Source organism: Pantoea sp. SJZ147 (assembly GCF_007828605.1).
Taxonomy (GTDB): domain Bacteria; phylum Pseudomonadota; class Gammaproteobacteria; order Enterobacterales; family Enterobacteriaceae; genus Pantoea; species Pantoea allii.
The window spans coordinates 295,390-312,791 of the sequence record NZ_VIVB01000001.1 but is presented as its reverse complement, the minus strand read 5'-3'; the positions used below and the strand labels follow the sequence as shown (position 1 = coordinate 312,791).

The window sequence follows — 17,402 nt, the reverse complement described above, 5'->3', positions numbered from 1 at the left end:
GCACTCAGGATTAAACTTTTGACGATAATCAGGGCATCACCGCTGGATAAACGTCGCTTTAACCCGTTCCGAGCGCTTGAAATAGGGCACAAAAACCGCCGCTGCCGCGAGTGAAAGCAGTAGCGTCTGCAAGGCGCGGGCGTCAGACACCGGCGTAAAAGCAAAGGTCTTTATGGCCAGCAGAACGGTAATCAGCAGCCAGACGATATAGTGGCGCGGCAGCCGGTAAGAGCGTTTGAAGAATATCCAGACGACCCACATGCTGTAAGCCCACAGCAGCGTCGCGGTAAACAGCGAAATGGCCCAGTAGCTGGTGACAAGTGAACTGTGGTTAAACAGGGTGGCGCGCCATTGCGCATCAAACAGCGGCGTCAGATACATCGCCATGACCAGCGCCGTGGTCAGCAGCGTCATTAACAACCATGCCAGCGGCAGCAAAAGCCAGCCACCAATACGTGGTGCGGCATCCTGTGTGTTCATTGCGGTTAATCCTGTCTCAACGTTGGAAGCGGCTCAGAATAGCATGTTAAGACCGAAGGGAACCAATATGACGATGTATCAATAAACGTCATTCACGGCAGTATCAGACGACGTAGCGCCATACCGACTTAGGCACGCAGCCCAGATCAAACAGACGACCACCGGACACCAGCTCTGCACGTCGATGATCGGCGGCACGGTACATATTGATGATGTCGATATCGTCAGAAAGCGAATAATTCAGATGGTCATACAGTTTTTCAAGACTATCGAGGTTGTTCACTTTGCGAAATTTTAAAAGATAATCGTGCGCAGTCATTTTTGTCATAACGAATGAGGGTGAAAGAATGCCAAGTATAGGGAGACACCGGACTGTGTCCAGCGCCAGGGCGTAAAAAAAGCCAAAATCAGACAATCGTGAGAGATTGCTCGCTAAACAACAGTTTTAACGACTTTAGTCCTGAGTAACAGGCGTTGCCGTTATCGGGTCAGGCGTTAAACAGATGTTATGCCTGTTACGCTAAAGAGACCAGGTAACCTTTTATCTGTTTATATGCACAAATCCGCTGTTGTTAATACCGGTTTGCGTGACCTGAAGAAGATAAAGACACTAAACCCTCAACAAACGCTTATAGCGGAATCGTTTCATTCGATATACAGGCCTGCCTGGCGATGTGCTGGAAATCACAGAATACACTTTTTGTGGGCGAATAAATGCCATAACTCATTATGTACGCCTCCCTGTAATCGTTTTCAACTGCGTCACACTTAAGCGATTCTGTTTATTACATTTATTTAGCATGTGTTGAAAAAATAAACAGGCGTTTTGTCCATAATGCCTCGCCAGATTTGCCGCCACCAAGAGCGTAACTCCTTTAAATAGCTCGATTTTGTGAAGCGTGTCGCCCTAATTCAGCGTTTTTTACGTCAGTCTTTACAGGCACTTTACCCTATACAGCAAACGCCCTTCAGAGGAATAAAAACTATGTGGAAACGTTTACTCCTGACCACGCTGGTCAGCGCCGCATTAAGTGGCTCAGTGTTAGCGTCGGAAATGACGGTGGGATTCTCGCAGGTAGGTTCAGAATCCGGCTGGCGCTCGGCTGAAACCAACGTGGCAAAAAGCGAAGCAAAAAAACGCGGCATTAATTTGAAAATTGCCGATGGACAACAGAAACAAGAGAACCAAATCAAAGCCGTACGTTCTTTTATTGCTCAGGGCGTTGATGCCATCTTTATCGCACCTGTCGTTCAGACAGGCTGGGAACCGGTGTTGGAAGAAGCAAAAGACGCCAAAATTCCGGTTTACCTTCTGGACCGCGCCATTGTTGTTAAAGACAACTCGCTGTATCAGGCTGTGGTAACGGCGGATAACGTGCTGGAAGGCAAACTTATCGGTGACTGGCTGGTTAAGACCGTGGGCGACAAGAAGTGTAACGTCGTAGAGCTGCAGGGCACCGTGGGTGCCAGCGTTGCCATCGATCGTAAGAAAGGCTTTGCTGAAGCGATCAGCGGTCATCCGAATATCAAGGTCATTCGTTCTCAGTCTGGCGACTTTACCCGCAGTAAAGGGAAAGAAGTCATGGAAAGCTTCATCAAAGCAGAGAATAACGGCAAAAACATTTGCATGGTTTATGCCCATAACGATGACATGGCCATCGGTGCTATCCAGGCAATTAAAGAAGCCGGTCTGAAGCCGGGTAAAGATATCCTTACCGGTTCCATTGACGGTGTGCCAGACATCTATAAAGCCATGCTGGCAGGCGAAGCCAATGCCAACGTGGAGTTAACGCCAAATATGGCTGGCCCGGCATTTGATGCACTGGAAAAATTCAAAAAAGACGGCACCTTACCGCCAAAAATTATCAGAACAGAATCAAAACTCTTTTTACCTGCTGACGCGCAGGCAGAGTTAGATAAGAAAAAGAACATGGGTTACTAAGCCGCAGGCCGCCCTTCGGGGCGGCTTTCTATGATGTAGTGCGGAGTTGACAGCATGACCACACACGACGAACACCCTCTTTTAGCCATCAGCGGCGTCAGCAAAGGCTTCCCCGGCGTGAAAGCGCTGGATGATGTCTCACTCAGCCTGCGCAAAGGCGAAATCATGGCGCTGCTGGGTGAAAACGGCGCAGGAAAATCCACACTGATTAAAGTCCTGACCGGCGTATATACCCGGGACAGCGGCACGATCACGTTAAACGGTCAGTCGATTTCGCCGCGCAGCACCGCCGAAGCCCAAGAGATCGGTATCGGGACGGTCTATCAGGAAGTTAATCTGCTGCCGAACATGTCGGTGGCTGACAACCTGTATATCGGTCGGGAACCGCGCCGTTTCGGCATGATTGACCGTAAGCGCATGGTTCGCGATGCCGATGCCCTGATGCGCAATTACGGTTTTGCCCTGGATGTCACCCGACCTCTCGGTCACTATTCGGTCGCGATGCAGCAGATCATCGCCATCTGCCGGGCCGTCGATCTCTCTGCGCAGGTCCTGATTCTGGACGAGCCCACCGCCAGTCTGGATGCCAGTGAAGTTGAAATGCTTTTTACCCTCATGACGCAGCTAAAGAATCGCGGCATGAGCCTGATATTTGTGACGCATTTTCTGGATCAGGTTTACCGCATTACCGACCGCATCACCGTCCTGCGCAATGGTAAATTCATCGCCACGCATGACACAGCAACCCTGCCGCAGATTGAGCTGGTAAAGTTGATGATTGGCCGAGAGCTGATGGCCACCGCATTGCAACGGCAGGGCAGTACGCTGCGCAGCAATCAGCCTGTGGTGTCGTTTGAAGACTACGGCAAAAAGGGCACTATCGAGCCCTTCAACCTGCAGGTCAGACCTGGCGAAGTGGTAGGGCTGGCCGGATTGTTGGGGTCCGGTCGCACGGAGACGGCAGAAGTCCTGTTTGGTATTCGTCGCGCCGATCGCGGTACGGCAAAAATCAAAGGGAAGGTTGAACATATTCGCACGCCTGCACAGGCTTCTCGCCTTGGCATGGGGTTCTGCCCGGAAGACCGTAAGACAGACGGCATCATCGGCGCAGCCTCGGTGCGTGAAAATATCATTCTGGCATTACAGGCGCAGCGCGGCTGGTTACGTCCGATTAAAAAGCGGGAACAGCAGGCCATTGCCGAGCGCTTTATTAAAAGTCTGGGTATTCGCACACCGCACGCTGAGCAACCTGTGGAGCTGTTATCCGGCGGTAATCAGCAAAAAGTCCTGCTGTCACGCTGGCTGGTGACGAAACCGCAGTTTCTGATCCTGGATGAGCCGACGCGCGGGATTGACGTGGGCGCCCATGCGGAAATTATCCGCTTGATAGAATCCTTATGTGCCGATGGCCTGGCATTGTTGGTGATTTCCTCGGAGCTGGAGGAGCTGGTGGGCTACGCCGATCGCGTATTGATCATGCGTGACCTGAAACAGGTGGCTGAGATTCCACTGGAGCAGCTTTCTGTGGCGGCAATCGTTAACGCTATTGCTGATGGAGGTACGCAGCATGCTTGAATCCCCGGTCACCGCGACCAAACCTCAACGTCGCAAGTTCAGGCTGCCGCCCGGTATGCCACAGATCATTGCGCTGTTACTGGTGCTGATCGTCGACAGCCTGGTCGCGAACAACTTCTTTGCCATTCACTTACAGGACGGTCGGCTGTTTGGTAGCCCGATCGACATTATCAACCGTGCAGCGCCTGTTGCGTTACTGGCTATTGGCATGACGCTGGTCATCGCCACTGGTGGCATCGACCTGTCGGTCGGCGCCGTGATGGCGATTGCCGGAGCGACCGCCGCCACCTTGACCGTCGCCGGGCACGGCGTGCCGTTTATCATTATGGTCACGCTGGCCAGCGGGCTGGCGTGCGGCATATGGAACGGCATTCTGGTGGCATTACTGCGTATTCAGCCTTTTGTCGCCACGCTGATTTTAATGGTGGCCGGACGCGGTATTGCTCAGCTTATCACTCAAGGGCAAATCGTGACCTTTAACAACGACAGCCTGGGCTGGTTTGGCAATGGTTCACTCTGGTTATTACCGGTGCCGGTGTGGATTACCGTGGCGGTGGCGCTGCTGGTCTGGCTGCTGGCGCGCAAAACGGCGCTGGGGCTGTTTATTGAGGCCGTGGGCATCAACTTGCGCGCCGCACGTAATGCCGGGGTGAATGGCTGGCTGGTGGTGATGTCCACCTACGCCATCAGCGGGCTCTGCGCAGCGGTAGCCGGCCTGATTGTGGCGGCGGATATTCGCGGTGCGGATGCCAATAATGCCGGATTGTGGCTGGAACTGGATGCGATTCTGGCCGTCGTGATTGGCGGGGCATCGCTGATGGGCGGTCGGTTTAATATCGCACTGTCACTGATTGGCGCGTTGATTATCCAGTCGATGAATACCGGTATTTTACTGTCTGGCTTTCCGCCAGAGCTGAATCAGGTGGTGAAGGCGATAGTCGTGATGTGCGTCCTGTTGCTGCAATCCCCGCGCTTTATTGCGATGTTTAAACGGAGACGTCCATCATGATTAAACGTCATCTGCCTTTAATGATCACACTGCTGGTGTTTGTGATGGGCTATTTGTTTTGCCTGAGCCAGTTTCCCGGCTTTGCCTCAACCCGGGTGATCTGTAACATTTTGACGGATAACGCTTTCCTCGGCATCATCGCTGTTGGAATGACCTTTGTGATTCTGTCGGGCGGAATCGATCTGTCGGTGGGGGCCGTCATCGCGTTTTCTGGCGTGTTTCTGGCAAAGGTTATCGGCGATTATCACCTCAATCCGGTCCTGGCGTTCGCCCTGGTCCTGAGTATGGGGGCGATGTTTGGTGCCATGATGGGCTGGCTGATCGATGCGCTGAAAATTCCCGCGTTTATTATCACCCTGGCGGGGATGTTCTTTCTGCGCGGCTGCAGCTACCTGGTGTCTGAGAACTCGATTCCCATCGATCATCCGCTTTACGCCACGCTGTCCAGCATGGCATGGAAGGTTCCTGGCGGCGGGCGGCTCAGTCTGCTGGCGCTGATCATGCTGCTGGTGGTCGCCGGAGGCATTATTCTGGCGCACCGTACCCGCTTTGGTAATCAGGTTTATGCGATTGGCGGCAGCCTGACCTCCGCGCAACTCATGGGCGTTTCAACCCGCGCCACCACCATCAAGATCTACATGCTGTCGACCACCTTAGCGACGCTGGCGGGCATTGTTTTTTCCATCTATACCTCGGCGGGCTATGCTCTGGCAGGGTTGGGCGTAGAACTGGATGCGATTGCGTCCGTCGTGATCGGCGGTACCTTACTGTCCGGCGGCGTGGGCACGGTACTGGGCACGTTGTTTGGCGTGTTAATCCAGGGGCTTATCCAAACCTGGATCAACTTCGACGGCACGCTCAGTTCCTGGTGGACCAAGATTGCTATCGGCATTTTGTTGTTTGCGTTTATCGCGTTACAGCGCCTGCTGACGGTAATTTGGGATCGTCAACGGAACGCGCCGGTGAAACGGCTGATTCAATAAGCTAAGGGCGGCGCTGATGCGCCGCTTTTTTGAGTAGCAGGTGGCGCAACCCATAATCGGTAATGGTAGGTGAGAGAGCGTGAGTGAATAAGCATTGCCTCAACAGGGATTATTCATCGTGCGGGTGCATGCGTTGTATCACATCATGCCAGCCTGCATGCTTTCTCAATCACGGATAAAGCATGTCCATTCCCTCTGCGTTATGTCGGTTTATTATTGCTAGCAGGTCATAACGCATTTGCAATGAATGCCTGTCCTGTACGTATTTGGCCTGTTTCAGAAGACGTTAACGACGGCCCGCCTCTTTTTTCACGGCAGAATAAGGTTAATGATGGAGAAGAGGGTGCCAGCGGTATAACTGCGTCACCGGATTGCCAGTCTGGCAAGCGCTGGATTTACGCCTTTATCAGCGCGATGTCGCTGATTAGCGAGAGTAAGAGGGTGACGTTTAGCCGTGAAACGCTTTGTTTTTTCCAGGCAGTGCTAATATCTTTGAAATAATGATGGCAAATAACAGAGACCTGCTGTGGGAATGAATAAAACCTATAAACCCTCGTTAAAAGGGCTTCTGTGCCTGCATTCTGTTGGTTGCATAGTCATTACTGCACTCATGCTGATATTGGTGGTGGGCGTTGTTCTTAAGGTTCTGACTGAAAAAAGAATCATTGAATCTAACACCGCCTATGCCCGTAAGCTTGCTGATATGACCGACAGTACATTCAGAACGGCACAAAAAGAGCTTGCATACAGTGCCACTCAGATTAAACGTTTTGAAGACAAACAGGCACTACAGCAAGAAGCTGACAGATTAAGACTGCAATCGGATATGTTCAGTTCAGTCGTGATGCTAACGCCAGACGGTTACGTTGCGGCATCCTCTCCACCAGGTTTACTGCCTGTTGGTACGTCTTTGAATGTTGCCCCTGAGCAGTTGATGGCGGTAAAAAAGGGGGCGTTCGTATCAGAACCCTTTACACCTTCCACAGGTAACTATCTCATTTTTTTGTCGAACCCGATCTATTCCTCTTCGGGGGCGTATCTGGGTTATATTGCAGGATCTATCTACCTGAAAAGAAAAAGTATTTTAAGCCGCCTCATGAGCCATCATTTTTACACTGATAAAACAACGATCAGCATTGTTTCAGATACTGGAGAAGTCATTTATTCACCTGATGAGATGCTTACAGGAAAAAACAATCCTTTGGCTACCAGCCTGACGACGCGGCTGAATCAGGCCAGCAGCGGTGGATTAAAGACAACGTTAGAACAACGCGACTGCCTGTTAGGCTATTCAGACGTTATCAAAACCAACTGGCACGTATTCGTATGCGTTTCGCCTGACGTGGTCAGCACGACACTCACGCTTATCGCTAAAGATGTGTTGGTTTATGGACTGGTGATAGCATTGCTATTGGTCGGTGTGAGCATCTTTGTTTCCACGCAGATTTCCAAACCGCTCGAAAGACTCGCTGGCCTGACCCGGTCTACTACAACGAAGGATTTGCCTCCCAAAATCAAGGGTATAAAAACGTGGTATAAAGAATCTGACCGGCTGAAAAAATCTTTTTTGGCTTATTCGAACACAATTAATAAAACGTTGGCCATATTACGTGATGATGCAATAACCGATCATCTGACCAAACTGTATAACCGACGTGGATTTGAGCAACTTACCGCGCCTTACCTCTCTGCTAAAAACGAACATAGTCTTGCCTCTTTCGATATCGATTACTTTAAGCGCATTAATGATCACTATGGGCATGATATCGGTGATAAAACGTTAGTGGCCGTCGCGATGTTTTTAAAAAAAGGCTGCCGCACTAACGATATTGTTTGTCGGTTTGGTGGCGAAGAATTTGTTGTTTTCTTTCCGAATACACAAATCTCAGAGGCTGAATCTATTGCAAATCGTATCCGTGAACATATCGCATGTGCGCAATTTAGCGAAGTAGGAAAAATGACAATATCAGCTGGCGTGGAGAGTTTAGCTCACCATAACAACGATATTGAGGAAACATTGCTTTCCGTTGACCAATGGTTGTACCAGGCAAAGCATGAGGGGCGAAACAGAGTTGTTTCTGCCAGAAGTAAACTGATTTCGTCGTAAAAAATGCACTGCACGACGTCAAGATTATCAACATTGAGATCTCAGCGTCGTGCAGTGGACAAGGGTGAAAAATCGTTAAAAAAGCTAACTACTTCTTTCACAGACGAAAAGTGGCGTAGTCTCAGAGTAAAAAAGCCAGGCTTTATCACCGTAAGGCCTGATTTTCAGCAGCAGAGGCTTCCCTTTTTCAATAAAGAAATCAGGTAGCCATTTTCTTTGATCCTGAACGCTCATGGTCATTTGTGGCGAGTTGATGACCAAATCTGAGTTAAGGTGATAATAATAGCCCTGTTCTCGATAGGAGAAAGATATGGTTTTACTTAAATAACCATCGCCTTTATTTTTTTCATGAAGCGTACCCGAGAGAGCCAGTATCCCTTTGCCATTCTGGATGTTTTGAGAAATGAATAAATTTAGCGTGCTATCTTGCCACTGATAAGAAATATCCGCTTTACACGATATACGGTGTTCCCGGTTTCCACTAAATGGATACAATAAAAGAGCGATAAAGCATAGCCCTGTCAGAACCAGAATTTTATTCATCATTGAAATTCTTAACATAATAATGAGAGAGACAGTTTGCTCGAATTGTAGCGTGCAAGGGGTGCTGGCATTGAAAGTAAGAGAGTCTGTCAGCATTTTTAAAAGATGTCATATAGATATATTGACTGTCTTTACAATTGATATCCAAATCATCCACGCGTTTTTTTAACTCAGCGCTATTGAGCCAGGCGTCTGAGTTATTAAAAATCACGCAGCCTTTATAGTCCATGCTGTGAGCGAAAACGGGCTCTGCCGATTGCGGTTCGACTTTGATAAAAATAAAAATACAGCAAAAAGAAACGAAAGTGATGGCGGTAAAAAACACATTTTTAAAAGAGAGTCGTGCTAACAACATTTCTGTTTTGGGTAACCATGGCGAGTGATCACGTTGACGAGTTGAGGGTAAAACCGTCTTATGATCTTTATCATCTTCGACATCTGCGTGCTGTAACACGGCTGGAGATGCTCCCTCGTGGGATTCTGTGTTTTCTTCTGACGAAAGAGGTTCATAATTTTTCTCACTCAAGACAGCTGCTGAAGAGGCTGTAACGGTATTTTCTTTCATCACCACGGTTTGTGGTGACAGGATAAAACCACGCCGGGGCATCGTTCGAATGATGTCTTCCTGCAGTCCGGCTTTACTCAGTGCGCGCCTGAGGCTGGATATATTCTGATAGAGGGACGTAGAGGTCGGCTCCATGCCAAAACGACGCCATGCATAGTCAAAAAACTGTTGATGAGTGACTAACTCACCGACATTTTCAATGAGCAACTCGAAGCATAGTGATGCTGAAGCACTAATGATCGCCGGATTGCCTCTGCCAGTAATTCTTTTTTTCTCGGGTTCAAAAACCAGAAAGTGATTAAGTGTAATCTTTCGGCTCAAAGTGCTCTCCATCTGTACCAAAAGAAATGGACATGAATACCCATCTATTGAAAGGAATTAATAGATAAAAATTTGTTATCTGAATCGACATCAGCATAGTGCTGAATAATTTCCAAATCAAATTAAATAAAAGAGTTTTATTTGCATGCCTTTGTCTTTTTTAATTTAAGTGGAATATAAAATACATGATTTAAGTTGTAAGCAATTGATTTTATTGTTTATAATTTTAAATTTAATTTAATAAAAAATAGTAATGTTTTTAGAGGGAACCTGAAGCGGGTTTAGGCTTCTTATGTAGCCCGCTGTCGCACGCGAAAGACAGCAGATAACGATGTTAAAACGCGCAATTAACTTCTCAAAAATTTCTCTAATAGTAATTATATACATTCTCATTTGCCCTGTCAGTCAGGCGTTCTGGTCAACGGCAGGTGTCAGATTCATTTGAACTCTCATTGGTTTACGCGCTTGCTGCCGTTCACTGCATCATTCAAAATAGACGTTGTTGTCAGCATACGCACTCATATGAAAAACACACATACATACGTCTTTTAATAAGCCGTCAGCGCTATCCACATCAGAGGTAGGCGTAGCTGCATGTGCGCAATCCTCAGGTCGCGCAGACAGACATCATGCGACCAGGGGGGTTGGGCGAGGATAAAATCTGCAAGAAAATAATGTGCAGGGTTGTTAAACCAACCAGATTAAGCCCAGATTGCAGACTGAGCGGAACGAATACACCCTCCATTTTCAAAGAACCTCTACCTCAATGATACTCATCGTCACTGAAGCCTGAGATCACGCATCAGCCGTTGTTTAAGTAAATCACGCGAGAATTCCAGGTGGGCATCACAGAATCTTACGTTGCTTCGTTTAACGTTAAGGTATTGCATTTCAATGGGGCGTTGATGATGTTTTTAACTGCCCTCACTTACCTGTGTCATTCTGTATTTATCCATACCTGCGACATTATGGCTTAGCAACGCATCGTAGATATCATGTAATCAATATCCCGCTGTAACAAACACCACTCTCATCGACCTGACAGAATGTCTGTCGTTTCCTGATCTCCTGACGTTAAGTATCGAAAGTGCGCAACCCAAGCCTCTGGCCCAATGTTCTAAGAGCGTCACGGTTTGCACAGCACTTTCTTTTTCAAACATATTGCTGATTTAACGGGGAGGTAGGATAAAACGGTAAGTTTTTCTGGTACGACTATCTAACTAAAAGATATGGCTGTGAGTCAATGTAAACCAGGAATGAACTAAAGGAATGAAAATGGTCAGGAATGAAACATCTTAAGTAATGCATTCAGGTCGAGTGACCAACGACAACGTCAGGCTGAACGTTTGTCTATTTTAAACGTGATTAGTAGGGCAATGAAACAGCGTCAATCAGATGTGACGGCATGGCGTTGTGTGTACTGACGCTTCGACACAGAAAAAAGTATGAAAAGGGACTGGAAAGGGCAGGCTAATCCGGCAGGTGTCCATTGCAATCTTTAAAAGACGAGTTTTCACTCAGTGATAAGTAAATATTGGGAGTTGATGTGTATGTTCTTTTCTGAATTTATTTATAAATCAATCAAAAAAAATATTGCTTTAAATGTGGCATAGAGTATATGTCTATCTTATTGATTTTTAACAATAAAAAACAAAAGATTATTTTATAAAAAAAGAGATTAATTCATATGGCGATTTCAATGTTTAACGTTATATTTCTCACCGCATTAAGCCTGAGCGGCTTGTGTCGATTTTTTATACAGAGATAAGGAAGAATAACGTGTCTTTTAATAAAACAGTATTAGCGTTGAGTTTCACCACCAGTGTATTATTTTGCCATTCAGCCATGGCGGGAACCGACATTAATGTTCATGGCATCATTGCGCCGAACGCCTGTACAGCAAGTGTTGTAGGCGGTGAGGCTCTTGACTGGGGGATTACTCAGCACAAAGATCTTAATCAAACCGCGGTCAATACCTTTGCAGCGAAACAAGTGACATTACAGGTAAGTTGTCCCTCAGCGCAGAAAGTGGCATTCTGGGCGACCGACCCCAATGAAAGCAGTGCTATGGTGGGTGTGAATACCAATAACAGAAGTGGGCATGCAGATAGTACGCGTATTTTTGGTTTAGGGATGGATCCGGTAACGGGAAATAAATTGGGGAATTTTACCATCAGCCCTGTTTCATCAACGGTAGACGGCGTGACCAATACGACCTCTTTCGGTTACCAGAATAGTGGTTCGCACAGTGGTACTGCGTTTGGTCGTGTGTTAAATGCCGATTGGAGTTATAAGAAAACGGAAGACTGGACACCATGGGATGAAACGACCAGTGCACCAGCCTCAGGGAAAGATATTTCATGGGTGTTTGACATCGAACCGCAATTAAACGCCGGAAATATGATAACGAATGCGCAACAGGTTGACTGGCAGGGTACTGCACAGATTAACGTACGTTATTTTTAATTTATTTTTTTTGAGAGCGACAGCAGGCATCTCCCTATGAGGTGCCTGATTTTGACATGCAAAAAATATATTATGTTGTTACTGTTATTTTCTTTTTAATTTTTACAGCACCAGTGCGGAGTGAAACGCTACATTTTGATTCTAATTTGATGGCTGCGAATGGTATCACTTCTGCGCAGCTTGATAATGCACTTAATCAGCATGTAATGCCAGAGCGAGAAACGGAATCTGATATTTACATCAATGGAAAATATATTTTATCAGGAAGGGTTTTTTCGGTTAAAAATGCAGCGGTTTATTCAGAAGACATAAAATCAAAAGCAGGAATAAAAGCGTTAGCATGGTCGCCCTACAAAGCCAGAAATGGCAGTAAATATTTTTATCTGGATAAACAGATTCAGGCTAAATTTGATCGGGCTAATAATACCTTACGGTTATTAGTCCCTGTAAAATATCTGATTAATCCAGAGGGGAAGCAAAGGTTGAGTGGCGGGAACGGGGCATTTATAAATTACAATACCTATGCCTATCGCTTTTCAGGAGGAGAAACCTCCCTCAACAGTATCAATACAGATTATGAAGCCGGAATTAATATGAACAATACGATTATTCGCTCACATGGTTACTACAGTTCCTTTAGCAGCCGTAACGCACGTACGGCGGTTAACACGATACGTGATGGCTATATTGAGCGAGACTATCAAAATGTTCGCGTCCGCGCAGGACGAACAATCGTTAGCGATGGTGGGTTTGGCACTGGCTATATTGATGGTGCCATCATCTCCTCCGCCAACGGCAACGCGACGGCATTTGTGAACTTTAATTATGAAGCTGCAGAAACGCTGACTGTCGAGTTCTGGCAAAATAACTTGCTTCTCTGGAAACAAATCATTCAGAAAGGCCATGCGGAACTGCGTAATATTCCGGTAGCTGGCTTTAGTGATGACGTCAGGGTATTGGTTAAGCGAGACGGGCAGATCGTTGACTCGCGCATCATCTCACGCGCGCAAATCACCTCTGACCAGGATGGTAACGCGGGCTATTATGCTTTTACGGGACGTACCGTTAGCGGCAGCAGAAGCACGGTAAGCGGCGCCGGTTTCTCCAGAACGCTAAATTCAATCTTCGCCCCATCGGTCGCTATGGTCACTGCGTCAGGCTATCGCGGGCTTACGGTCAGCAATACGGCTTTCGAAAAAGATTTTCGCTTTCGCTCCAGCCTGACAAGCGTACAAAATGAGAAAAACCAGAAGGGCCTGAGTTTGGATGTTTCAGGCAGCTATAAAAATACCAGCCTTAATTTTAGTCGTAACAGCCGGCATTTTAGCTATATTGGCCAGGCACGACTCGGGAATTACAATGCACAGCGGAGCAGCATTGGTTTAACGCAGACGCAGCAGTTTTCCTATGGCGTGACAGGAAGTATCTCGTTAACACATTATCGTTTCTACGATGCGCCTGGTTTCAATTCATTGTCAGGCAGTCTGAACTTACCTGTGGGAAAAGCTTCGTTGGGCGTAGGTGTCTCCTACATGTCTTTAAGCCCCGGACAAACGCAAAAAGATAAGATCAGCCTCAATCTTTTCTTGAGCCTTCCACTAAGTTTCAACAAACACAGCGCTAACTGGCGAAGTCAGTATTACACGTACGGTAACAGAGCGCGCCTGTCGAATTCGCTCAGTGCGCCGGTATCTAAAAACTATACCGTGACTGCCAGCCAGATGCGTACGTCGGGCGCGGGTCGGTCAGAAAGCTACTCGCTGGATAATGCCGTCATTACACCTTACACCACTGCGGATGTCTCGCTCTCCCAGGGACGAGATGCCGGAGGCGTATCGCAGACCACCGCGGCATATTTATCCGGTGCTGTTGCCATTAGTAAAGAAGGCGTTATTTTCTCACCAAACCGTATTGGCAATACCTGGGCGGTGGTCGACACAGGCGTCCATCATTATCTTGATGTCGCCTCATTACAAAGTAGTGCGGTCACCAATCATGATGGAAAAGCCATAATTACGCCTGTCGCTGAAGGACGAAATGATTTTATTCGCGTTAGCCCGGAAGGTCTGCCATCAGGTGTAATCATTAAAAACAACGTCAGAGATTTTTCAGCTGTTCGCGGATCGGTGCCGTTCTTTAAATTTGGCATAGCGGATAACCGTTCAGTGCTGTTGAAATGGAGCCACAAACCTTCTGACATTCATCAGAGTGATCTTTTTTATGACGGTTCTGGAAAATTAATTGCCCGTTTCATCGACAAAGATATTCTTTTAATCGATGAAAAAGATATCGGAAAGCTGGAATCAGAAGGTATGTCGTCACCTACGCATTTAAATATGCAATGTAAACTTTCATCTCGTCGTCTGAATCAACAGGAGAGTATTAAAAATGTTATTTTCAACTGCCATGCTTCGTAACGTTTCTATGAGTGTTTTCATATTTACAGGTCTTATTCATGATGCCAGTGCCGAAATTCTACCTTCATCATCAGCGGTGTTGATCGAGTCAGGTAAGCAGGAGTCGACTATTGATATTAAGAATAATGGCGATAAAAGTGTGCTGCTTTACAGCAAAATCCGGCGTCTACCAGACGATAATCTTGCCGGTGGCACACTGTATACTGAACCTCAGGCTATTGTAATAGGTCCGGGCGACATCCAGAGCATTCGGGTAATTTACCGTACCAATACGCCGGATGTAAAAGAGCATATCGCGCGCGTCGTATTTACAGGATTACCACCTAAGGATGAGGTCAGCGATGGAAAGGTGAAAATTCTCATTGGGCAAGATCTGCCGGTCGTAGTTAACGTCAGAAAAGATATCGAGCAAAAAGATATGTGGCAGCGCGTACAATATCAGTTAGTCCGCGGCGATCTCTGTATAAGTAATCCCAGCGCTAAAGTGTTCCGTTTCTCACCTTTGGTTAATACAGATGAAGGCGGATCGAAAATCACTTTTACGAAGCCTTATGTTCTTCCGCAGGAGACGTTGTGCGCTACACCTTCTCATCCACTTTCAAAGGGTATGCATCTGAGCATCACCAGCGTCAGTGATTATAATTATCAGTTAAAAACAAATAAAGTCACCCTGTAGTTTATTGCAGGCGCGCCTTTGAGGTTTACTGATTCGCTATGGAGATAACATGTGCTTAGGGTTATCGGGAAACATGGAGAAAATGTTTTTTTAACGGACAAAGAAATTGCCGTAATAGGGTTTTACATGACCGGAATGAAATTACAGCAGATTGCGTGCCGGACAGGCATGGATGTGCTGAAAATTCGTTACCACAAACGCAGGGTGATGCGTAAATTAGGTGTGAAAAACAATAAGGAACTTATTCTCTGGTTCATCGCCAACCGTCCCTCTTTTAGTCTTGAGGAGAGGGAGGGTTAGTGCAAAACGAGGATTCATCCAATTAATGACCAACGGGTGTACGTGGTTTGAATATTTTGGCGAACGCTCTCGGCACTGTGCCGGCGATATGCCTTCCTCTCCGCAATGTGAGTGGGCAGGTGCAGGGAAGGTTTATGGCGTTGGAGGCGGTGCTGGCAAAACGTTGCGAGGAAAAGGGGGCTTTTGGCCGCTGTAGGGGGGAAAGATATTGCCGGAGGATTCTGCGCCTTTCTGTAACTGGCGGGGATGAGTTACAGACAGGCGCAGATAATACCCTTTCTGGTTGTGTAACGTCCTAAAATTGTTATCTCAATGTTCTGAGCTGAACGCTTTATTGAATATAAAAATAGCGAGAGGCTAATAAAAAACAGTACATCCGATATTCTGAGAATGGAAATCTGTTCTGTGTGGCTTCGTGCTTAGGGTTTCTATCAATTAGACGCGGCGTTTTTAGAAATTATGATGCCGGGTTGAGGGGGGCATGTTAATCCGGTACGTACAATCCGGAATTATCTTAGCTAGTCGTTCACTGAATGCCACCAGGTTAGGGAAGGTGGCATTTTTATATGGCGTTGGGATGATGAATGACAGGTTGGGATTTGAAGTTGATTGTTAATTAAATATTTTTTTGGTTATTTGTGGAGAGATAAAAAATTATTGCTCCAGTGGAGGGGTTGTGACTTTTATGGATAATGCAAAACGTTGTCTGACATTTACTGAAAATGAAGTAGCGGTTACCTGGTTTTTTATGACCGGGATGACAGTAAGGCAAATAGCCGAATGGATGAATCTGCCGGAGAAAGCAGTCAGTTATTATAAACGGAGAGTGATGAAAAAAATCGGCGTGAAGAATGATAATGAATTCATTATGTGGTTTTTGGAAAACAGGCTTTCTTATCAGAGGAGCGAGATTGAATTTTCTATCCTCCGTCAGAATAAAAGAGCGATCAGGATAAAGTAAATGTTGCAAAAAGATTTAATTGATATGGGAATTAAAAAGAATGCAAGATGCATCCTTACCAGCCTGTTTTTACTGTTATCACTTACAGGTTGTAGCCATAGCATTTCGTCAAAAGCAAACAGGCAAGACTATACGCTGAGCCATGATTATTCTTCACTCGCCCAAAACGAACGTATTCGTTTCCTGGTTTTTCATTACACGGCCGCTGATAACGCAACATCGTTAAAACTTCTTACAGGTAATAATGTCAGCGCCCATTACCTTATTCCTGAGTCGCCTGACAATACAGCAGATAAACCCCTCATCTATCAACTGGTCCATGGAGATAAGCGCGCCTGGCACGCCGGTGTCAGTAACTGGAATGGGCGTGTCAATCTCAATGATTCTTCTATCGGTATTGAGATTGTTAATCGTGGTTTTTCAGAAAATATGTTGGGACATAAAACCTGGTATCCCTACGATGAAAAACAAATCAAGGCGCTTGTCGCGTTGTCCAGGCGCATTATCCAGCGTTATAATATTACCCCTGATAACGTAGTCGGTCATAGTGATATCGCCCCCCTGCGAAAACAAGACCCCGGTAAGCTGTTTCCCTGGAAACAACTGGCTGCTCAGGGGATCGGGGCCTGGCCGGAAGCAGAGAAAATAAAAAAATATCTCAACGGTCGTCTGCCAACCGCACCTGTGAATGTTCATAAAATGCAGGTGCTACTTAAAACCTATGGATATGATGCTATTCCAAAAACGGGTGTGCTGGACGAGGAGACTATAAAAACCATTCAGGCGTTTCAAATGCACTTCAGACCGGCGCTTGATAACGGCATACCTGATGCGGAAACAGAGGCAATTGCTCAGGCGCTTAACGAACAGTATCGCCCAAAGGCCATTGATTGAAGGGATCATCAACTCAAGGCCAGGCAGCGACTTTGAGCATCGGGCTGTTACGCATGCCAATAACGCAGAGGCGGTTTGCTGGGTGGGCGGCTAACGGGCAAACGTTATGTTTAGGCTGACTCCTTATAAGGGCTCCAGTCAGTTTGTTAACGGAGCCAGACGG

The 17,402-nt window shown here is 46.8% G+C and carries 15 protein-coding genes; 11 read left to right on the top strand and 4 right to left on the bottom strand.

What is annotated here, in order from left to right; genetic code table 11:
* Positions 1–36: 36 nt before the first annotated feature.
* Positions 37–480 (bottom strand): DUF2569 domain-containing protein, encoded by a 444-nt coding sequence (locus FBY13_RS01445; protein WP_096012618.1) that lies wholly within the window; start codon positions 478–480, stop codon positions 37–39.
* 103 nt (positions 481–583) lie between these two features.
* Positions 584–799, bottom strand: coding sequence for a transcription modulator YdgT (gene ydgT, locus FBY13_RS01440; protein ID WP_063879459.1), 216 nt, complete (start codon positions 797–799; stop codon positions 584–586).
* A gap of 666 nt (positions 800–1,465) precedes the next feature.
* Here ydgT and ytfQ point away from each other — a divergent pair.
* The 5 genes from ytfQ (at position 1,466) to FBY13_RS01415 (ending at position 8,096) form a co-directional block, all read left to right on the top strand.
* Positions 1,466–2,422, top strand: coding sequence for a galactofuranose ABC transporter, galactofuranose-binding protein YtfQ (ytfQ, locus tag FBY13_RS01435; RefSeq protein ID WP_145393287.1), 957 nt, complete (start codon positions 1,466–1,468; stop codon positions 2,420–2,422).
* A gap of 54 nt (positions 2,423–2,476) precedes the next feature.
* Positions 2,477–3,997: a sugar ABC transporter ATP-binding protein gene (locus FBY13_RS01430; protein ID WP_096012617.1), complete on the top strand. Its 1,521-nt coding sequence runs from the start codon at positions 2,477–2,479 to the stop codon at positions 3,995–3,997.
* Positions 3,990–5,006, top strand: a complete 1,017-nt coding sequence (gene ytfT, locus FBY13_RS01425) for a galactofuranose ABC transporter, ATP-binding protein YtfT (protein ID WP_145393286.1) — start codon at positions 3,990–3,992, stop codon at positions 5,004–5,006. Before FBY13_RS01430 ends, ytfT begins: the two co-directional genes overlap by 8 nt.
* Positions 5,003–5,989 carry a galactofuranose ABC transporter, permease protein YjfF gene (yjfF, locus tag FBY13_RS01420; protein ID WP_096012615.1) on the top strand — a complete coding sequence of 329 codons (987 nt, stop codon included), beginning with the start codon at positions 5,003–5,005 and terminating at the stop codon, positions 5,987–5,989. Before ytfT ends, yjfF begins: the two co-directional genes overlap by 4 nt.
* 526 nt (positions 5,990–6,515) lie before the next feature.
* Complete coding sequence (locus FBY13_RS01415; protein WP_145393285.1) at positions 6,516–8,096, top strand: sensor domain-containing diguanylate cyclase; 1,581 nt, start codon at positions 6,516–6,518, stop codon at positions 8,094–8,096.
* Between the two features lie 84 nt (positions 8,097–8,180).
* Here the strand turns inward: FBY13_RS01415 and FBY13_RS01410 are convergent, their stop codons facing one another.
* Together FBY13_RS01410 and FBY13_RS01405 are read right to left on the bottom strand one after the other, a co-directional pair.
* Positions 8,181–8,639 (bottom strand): hypothetical protein, encoded by a 459-nt coding sequence (locus tag FBY13_RS01410; RefSeq protein ID WP_063879465.1) that lies wholly within the window; start codon positions 8,637–8,639, stop codon positions 8,181–8,183.
* Positions 8,632–9,537, bottom strand: a complete 906-nt coding sequence (locus FBY13_RS01405) for a transcriptional regulator (RefSeq protein WP_370513125.1) — start codon at positions 9,535–9,537, stop codon at positions 8,632–8,634. The genes FBY13_RS01410 and FBY13_RS01405 overlap by 8 nt, the downstream gene beginning before the upstream one ends.
* A 1,767-nt stretch (positions 9,538–11,304) precedes the next feature.
* Here FBY13_RS01405 and FBY13_RS01400 point away from each other — a divergent pair.
* From FBY13_RS01400 to FBY13_RS01375, 6 genes are all read left to right on the top strand, one after another.
* Positions 11,305–11,991, top strand: a complete 687-nt coding sequence (locus tag FBY13_RS01400) for a DUF1120 domain-containing protein (RefSeq protein WP_241536584.1) — start codon at positions 11,305–11,307, stop codon at positions 11,989–11,991.
* Between the two features lie 56 nt (positions 11,992–12,047).
* On the top strand, positions 12,048–14,408 hold the full coding sequence (locus FBY13_RS01395; protein ID WP_145393284.1) for a fimbrial biogenesis outer membrane usher protein: 2,361 nt from the start codon (positions 12,048–12,050) through the stop codon (positions 14,406–14,408).
* The gene (locus tag FBY13_RS01390; RefSeq protein WP_013025675.1) at positions 14,380–15,084 is read left to right on the top strand and encodes a fimbria/pilus periplasmic chaperone; all 705 of its coding nucleotides are present in this window, start codon (positions 14,380–14,382) and stop codon (positions 15,082–15,084) included. The genes FBY13_RS01395 and FBY13_RS01390 overlap by 29 nt, the downstream gene beginning before the upstream one ends.
* Before the next feature lie 51 nt (positions 15,085–15,135).
* Positions 15,136–15,384: a helix-turn-helix domain-containing protein gene (locus FBY13_RS01385; RefSeq protein WP_013025676.1), complete on the top strand. Its 249-nt coding sequence runs from the start codon at positions 15,136–15,138 to the stop codon at positions 15,382–15,384.
* Positions 15,385–16,069: 685 nt separating this feature from the next.
* A complete protein-coding gene (locus tag FBY13_RS01380) occupies positions 16,070–16,345 on the top strand; it encodes a helix-turn-helix transcriptional regulator (protein ID WP_029568750.1) in 276 nt (91 codons plus the stop codon).
* Positions 16,346–17,239: an N-acetylmuramoyl-L-alanine amidase gene (locus tag FBY13_RS01375; protein ID WP_145393283.1), complete on the top strand. Its 894-nt coding sequence runs from the start codon at positions 16,346–16,348 to the stop codon at positions 17,237–17,239.
* The last annotated feature ends 163 nt before the right edge of the window (positions 17,240–17,402 follow it).

Bases quoted from the DNA above. Each gene is read 5' to 3' on its own strand.
- FBY13_RS01445 (WP_096012618.1), bottom strand. From the start codon at position 480: ATGAACACACAGGATGCCGCACCACGTATTGGTGGCTGGCTTTTGCTG.
- ydgT (WP_063879459.1), bottom strand. From the start codon at position 799: ATGACTGCGCACGATTATCTTTTAAAATTTCGCAAAGTGAACAACCTC.
- ytfQ (WP_145393287.1), top strand. From the start codon at position 1,466: ATGTGGAAACGTTTACTCCTGACCACGCTGGTCAGCGCCGCATTAAGT.
- FBY13_RS01430 (WP_096012617.1), top strand. From the start codon at position 2,477: ATGACCACACACGACGAACACCCTCTTTTAGCCATCAGCGGCGTCAGC.
- ytfT (WP_145393286.1), top strand. From the start codon at position 3,990: ATGCTTGAATCCCCGGTCACCGCGACCAAACCTCAACGTCGCAAGTTC.
- yjfF (WP_096012615.1), top strand. From the start codon at position 5,003: ATGATTAAACGTCATCTGCCTTTAATGATCACACTGCTGGTGTTTGTG.
- FBY13_RS01410 (WP_063879465.1), bottom strand. From the start codon at position 8,639: ATGAATAAAATTCTGGTTCTGACAGGGCTATGCTTTATCGCTCTTTTA.
- FBY13_RS01405 (WP_370513125.1), bottom strand. From the start codon at position 9,537: ATGGAGAGCACTTTGAGCCGAAAGATTACACTTAATCACTTTCTGGTT.
- FBY13_RS01395 (WP_145393284.1), top strand. From the start codon at position 12,048: ATGCAAAAAATATATTATGTTGTTACTGTTATTTTCTTTTTAATTTTT.
- FBY13_RS01390 (WP_013025675.1), top strand. From the start codon at position 14,380: ATGTTATTTTCAACTGCCATGCTTCGTAACGTTTCTATGAGTGTTTTC.
- FBY13_RS01380 (WP_029568750.1), top strand. From the start codon at position 16,070: ATGGATAATGCAAAACGTTGTCTGACATTTACTGAAAATGAAGTAGCG.
- FBY13_RS01375 (WP_145393283.1), top strand. From the start codon at position 16,346: ATGTTGCAAAAAGATTTAATTGATATGGGAATTAAAAAGAATGCAAGA.